This is a genomic window from Achromobacter sp. Marseille-Q0513, assembly GCF_018195695.1.
GTDB lineage: Bacteria > Pseudomonadota > Gammaproteobacteria > Burkholderiales > Burkholderiaceae_B > Achromobacter.
Map to the genome: position 1 here is coordinate 1 of NZ_JAGTJY010000293.1, position 4,554 is coordinate 4,554.

5 protein-coding genes and 1 pseudogene are annotated in these 4,554 nt (G+C 70.7%); 2 read left to right on the top strand and 4 right to left on the bottom strand.

Features of this window, described 5'->3' with window-relative positions; genetic code table 11:
- Positions 1 to 174: 174 nt before the first annotated feature.
- Positions 175 to 1,221 (top strand): aldo/keto reductase, encoded by a 1,047-nt coding sequence (locus KDH83_RS29650; protein ID WP_212322389.1) that lies wholly within the window; start codon positions 175 to 177, stop codon positions 1,219 to 1,221.
- Here KDH83_RS29650 and KDH83_RS29655 read toward each other — a convergent pair.
- Positions 1,218 to 1,709 carry a GNAT family N-acetyltransferase gene (locus tag KDH83_RS29655; RefSeq protein WP_212322391.1) on the bottom strand — a complete coding sequence of 164 codons (492 nt, stop codon included), beginning with the start codon at positions 1,707 to 1,709 and terminating at the stop codon, positions 1,218 to 1,220. The two genes, KDH83_RS29650 and KDH83_RS29655, sit on opposite strands and share 4 nt — an antisense overlap.
- Before the next feature lie 143 nt (positions 1,710 to 1,852).
- Here KDH83_RS29655 and KDH83_RS29660 point away from each other — a divergent pair.
- Positions 1,853 to 2,587: pseudogene (locus tag KDH83_RS29660) on the top strand (YoaK family protein); the annotation flags it as partial.
- A 77-nt stretch (positions 2,588 to 2,664) separates the two neighbouring features.
- On the opposite strand, the gene KDH83_RS29665 reads toward KDH83_RS29660, so the two are convergent.
- The 3 genes from KDH83_RS29665 to KDH83_RS29675 all read right to left on the bottom strand — a co-directional run.
- Positions 2,665 to 3,393 carry a tetratricopeptide repeat protein gene (locus KDH83_RS29665; RefSeq protein ID WP_212322395.1) on the bottom strand — a complete coding sequence of 243 codons (729 nt, stop codon included), beginning with the start codon at positions 3,391 to 3,393 and terminating at the stop codon, positions 2,665 to 2,667.
- A gap of 65 nt (positions 3,394 to 3,458) precedes the next feature.
- A complete protein-coding gene (locus tag KDH83_RS29670; RefSeq protein ID WP_212322397.1) occupies positions 3,459 to 4,007 on the bottom strand; it encodes a fasciclin domain-containing protein in 549 nt (182 codons plus the stop codon).
- A 103-nt stretch (positions 4,008 to 4,110) separates the two neighbouring features.
- Positions 4,111 to 4,554 (bottom strand): anti-sigma factor (locus KDH83_RS29675; protein ID WP_212322401.1); only part of this gene is annotated, 444 nt, incomplete at its 5' end.

Here is a 4,554-nt window from a genome sequence, read left to right on the forward strand (position 1 = left end):
GAGGAATGGGCGCAATGCGGACGGGCCGCCGGGGCGCGGCAGGATCGGGCAAAAAAAGGGCAGGATCCGGCATCGCGCGCGCCAGACCGTCGCCGCATACTGGCCGGGCTTACGCAGGCCTCGCACGCCATCCCGGCGCGGCGACGGCCGCCGTACCCTATCAGGAGCACACGCATGCGATACAAGAAATTCGGCAATACGGGACTGTTTGTTTCGGAACTGTGCCTGGGCGCCATGACCTTCGGCGGCCAGGACGGGCTGTGGGGCCAGATCGGCCAGCTGCAGCAGGAAGAGGCCAACCGGCTGGTGGGGCGCGCGCTGGAGGCCGGCGTCAATTTCATCGACACGGCGGATGTCTATGCCGAAGGCCGTTCCGAGACCATCACCGGCCAGGCCCTGCGCGACCTGAAGGTGGCGCGCGACGAGGTGGTGCTCGCCACCAAGGTGTTCGGCCCGACCGGCGCCGGCCCCAATGCGCGCGGCAACTCGCGCCATCACATCATGGAGGGCGTCAAGCGCAGCCTGGCGCGGCTGGGCACCGACCATATCGACCTGTACCAGATCCACGGCTTCGATCCGGCCACGCCGATCGAGGAAACCGTGCGCTCGCTGGACGATCTGGTGCGCCAGGGCCATGTGCGCTACGTCGGCGTGTCGAACTGGTCGGCCTGGCAGATCATGAAGGCGCTGGGCATTGCCGAGCGCCGCGGCCTGGCGCGCTTCGAGTCGCTGCAGGCCTACTACACCGTCGCGGGCCGTGACCTGGAACGGGAACTGGTGCCCATGCTCCGGAGCGAGAACGTCGGGCTGATGGTCTGGAGCCCGCTGGCCGGCGGCCTGCTCAGCGGCAAGTACGGGCGCGACGGCAGCGTCGACGCCGGCAGCCGGCGCCTGGAATTCGACTTCCCGCCGGTCGATCGCGATCGCGCCTACGACTGCGTCGACGTGCTGCGCCGCCTGGCCGAGGCGCGCGGCGTGTCGCCGGCCCAGGTGGCGCTGGCCTGGCTGCTGGCGCAGCCGGTGGTCAGCTCGGTCATCATCGGCGCCAAGCGGGTCGACCAGTTGGACGACAACCTGGCCGCCGTCGGGCTGGCGCTGACGGCGGACGAGCTGGCCGAGCTGGACAAGGTCAGCGCCCTGCCGCCGGAGTATCCGGGCTGGATGCATGTGCGCCAGGGCGAGTACCGGCGCCAGCAGCTGCGCGAGGCCGGCCTGGCTTAGCGAGGTTGGCTGATGGATGCGCGCGGGCCGCCGTCCAGCGGCAGGCGCAGCAGCGGCAGCGCGCGTCCGGGCTCGCCTGGAATCGGCGCGGCGCGCGCGCCGACGCGCACCGCGCCTTGCGCCAGATAGAAGGGCTCGGCCTGCGGATCGGCCTCGATCGCGATCTCCCGGGCGCCCGCAAGCCGCGCCACGCGGGCGGCATGCGCCAGCAGGCGCCGGCCCAGCCCCTGCCGCAAGGCGCGCGGCGCGATCCACAGATGCTCCAGCCGCCAGTCCGCCGCGTCCGGCGCCAGCGCATAGAAGCCCGCGATGCCCTGCTCGTCACGCATGAGGCGCACGCGCCAGCGGCCCAGGTCCGCGGGCGTAAGCGTCAGGTCGTCGCGCCATTGCGCCAGCAGCTCGGGCGGGTAGCCCCACACGGCCTTGGATGCCATGGCCAGCGCGGCCAGTTGCGGCAGGTCGGAAAGCGTGGCGGGGCGTATGGGCATGTCGGGGCGGATGCTGCGTCTGGCGTTGCGGCGCGTCCGGGACGGGCCGCCGGGATTGTGGGCCTGGAGCGCCATGGCGGCGCCCGCAGGCCTAGAATGGTAGCCATGTTCTTCCCGACTGTCCGCCACCCCGAGGCGCGCCCGTGCCGATTCCCTATCTACGCAAGCTGACCGCCGCGCAGCGCAGCCCGGAGGCCAACCGGCACCTGGCCTATGTGCTGACCTTCGTCGCCGGCGCGGTCAATGCGGGCGGCTTCCTGGCCGTGCAGCAGTACACCTCGCACATGTCCGGCATCGTCTCGATGATGGCCGACCACCTGGCGGTGGGCGGTTTGCTGGTGGTGTTGCAGGGCTTGGCGGCGCTGCTGTCGTTCCTGGCCGGCGCGGCGTCTTCCGCATTCATGATCAATTTCGGCCGCCGCTCGCGGCTGGCCAGCGAGTACGCCCTGCCGCTGTTGCTGGAGGCGGTGCTGTTGCTGGCCTTCGGCCTGCTGGGCGCCAATATCGAGCAGCTGCGCTGGTTCTACCTGCCGGCGACCGTGATGCTGCTCTGCTACATCATGGGCCTGCAGAACGCCATGATCACCAAGGTGTCGAAGTCCGAGATCCGCACCACGCACGTGACCGGCATGGTGACGGACATCGGCATCGAGCTGGGCAAGCTGTTCTACTGGAATGCCGCCGGACAGAGCGAAGAGCGCGTCCCCGTGCGCGCGGACCGCGCCAAGCTGCGGGTGCTGTCCTGCATGGTGAGCCTGTTCTTCGTCGGCGGGGTGGCCGGCGCCTATGCGTTCTTCCATGTGGGCTTCGGCTCGACGCTGCCGCTGGCGATCGCGCTGATGCTGCTGGCCATGGTGCCCATCGCCGACGATATCCGAGGTTTCATGCTGCGCCTGTGAGGGGCGCGGCGGTCGGGCGCGCAGTTGGTTGCTTGCCTGGCGCCGACCCGATGACGCTAGCGCGCGGGCAGGCTGTCCAGCTCGGCTTGCGCCCGCGCGTAGTCCGGTTGCAGCCGCAACGCGGCGTCGAATGCGCTGCGTGCGTCGGCCAGGCGGCCGAGCCGGCGCAACAGCATGCCCTGGTTGACCAGTATCTGCGCGCTGGGCGGGGGCGCGGCGATGGCGCGCTCATACGCGGCCAGCGCCTCGGGCGCGCGGTCCAGGCCGTCCAACAGCGCGGCCCGCAGGTTGTGGCCGATGCTCCAGTCGGGAAAGCGTTCGCACAGGGTCTGCGCGCTGCGCAAGGCGCCTTCCAGATCGCCGGCATCCGCCTGCGCGCCGGCCTTGCTGACCAGGAACCAGCGGTTGCCTGCGTCCAGCGCGATGGCCTGGTCGAATTTCTCGATGGCCGGCGCATAGCGCTTCTGCAGCGCCAGCAGCCTGCCCTGGAAGTGGCGGATGTCGGCATTGGCCGGATCCAGTCGCGCCATGTCCGCGCCCAGCCGTTCGGCGACGGGCCAGTCGCCCGCGAGGATCGCTTGCGCCACTTGCTTGTTCAGCGCCTGCACGGCGGGCGCCAGGCGCGCGACGCGCGCGCGCAGCGCGGCGCTTTCGGTTTGCAGCTCGGCCTGGTAGGCCTGGTCGAGTTCTTCGGCGCCCTGGGCGCGGGCCGCGAAGCTGGCGGACAGGCAGGCCAGCAGGGCGGGCAGGATCAAGCGGGCGAGGGCGCGGGGAAGTCCGGACATGGCGCGGCATAGGCGTGGACAGGGGACTCTACGATATCCGCTATCGCGCCGCCGCGCCGGCCGGGTCACTTCGGCATGAGCACCGTGTCGATGACGTGGATCACGCCGTTGGACTGGTAGACGTCATAGGGGCCGATGTTGGCGACGCCGCCCTTTTCGTCCTTCAGCATGATGTTGTGCTTGCCGTTCATCATCACCCACAGCTTGCCGCCGCTGGCGGTGGTGAGTTCGGCCGCGCCGCCGGCCTTCTTGATCCGCGCCGCCAGGGCGTCGAAATCAAGCTTGCCCGGCACCACGTGGTACGTGAGGATCTTGGTCAGCGTGGCCTTGTTCTCGGGCTTGACCAGCGTGTCCACGGTGCCCGCCGGCAGTTTGCCGAACGCGGCGTTGGTGGGGGCGAACACGGTGAACGGGCCCTTGCCCTGCAAGGTGTCGACCAGTCCGGCGGCCTTCACCGCCGCCACCAGGGTGGTGTGGTCGGCGGAGTTCAGCGCGTTGGCCACGATGGTCTTGCCGGGCATCATGGGCTGTCCGCCCACCATGACGTCGGCCGCCTGGGCGGACGACAGGGCAAGCGCGGAGCAGGCGAGGGCAATGCAAACGATCCGTTTCATGACGATCTCCTTTTTGGTTGGCCGTCGCCAGGAGATACGGGGGAACCGCGAGCATGGATGCGTGCGCCGGACCTGGGACAAACCCTGATGCCGGCGAGCGCGGTCAGATGACGGGGCCGCTGAGCACCACCGGACCGGTGGGACCGCCGGTGGGCGAGCCCCCGGGCGGTTCCAGCGTGACGGCCACGGTGTCGCCCGGCAAGGGCGGCAGGCGCGGCCTGAGCTTGCTGATCTGGCCAGGAACGATCAGGCCCAGCGAGCGCGGCGGCAGGCCCGGGGTGATCGCCCACAGTTCCAGCGCGCGGCCGCCGGCCAGCTGCGTCAGGTCGCGCATGGGCTGCACGGACAGGGACTTGTCGGGCAGGCGGTTCAGCACCAGCGCGGCCGGCGCCTGGTCGCCGGACAGCACCGCCAGCGTGCGCAGCCCGTCGCGCGGGGTGGACGGCATCAACACCAGGAAGGCCAGGACCACCATGGCCGCGGCCAGGCCGGCTCCCAGCGTGCGCCACCAGGACCGGCCGCGCCATTCGCGCGGGCGGGGGCGGGC

Excerpts from the sequence above, each read along its gene's own strand:
- KDH83_RS29670 (WP_212322397.1), bottom strand. The coding sequence starts at position 4,007 with ATGAAACGGATCGTTTGCATTGCCCTCGCCTGCTCCGCGCTTGCCCTG.
- KDH83_RS29655 (WP_212322391.1), bottom strand. The coding sequence starts at position 1,709 with ATGCCCATACGCCCCGCCACGCTTTCCGACCTGCCGCAACTGGCCGCG.
- KDH83_RS29665 (WP_212322395.1), bottom strand. The coding sequence starts at position 3,393 with ATGTCCGGACTTCCCCGCGCCCTCGCCCGCTTGATCCTGCCCGCCCTG.
- KDH83_RS29650 (WP_212322389.1), top strand. The coding sequence starts at position 175 with ATGCGATACAAGAAATTCGGCAATACGGGACTGTTTGTTTCGGAACTG.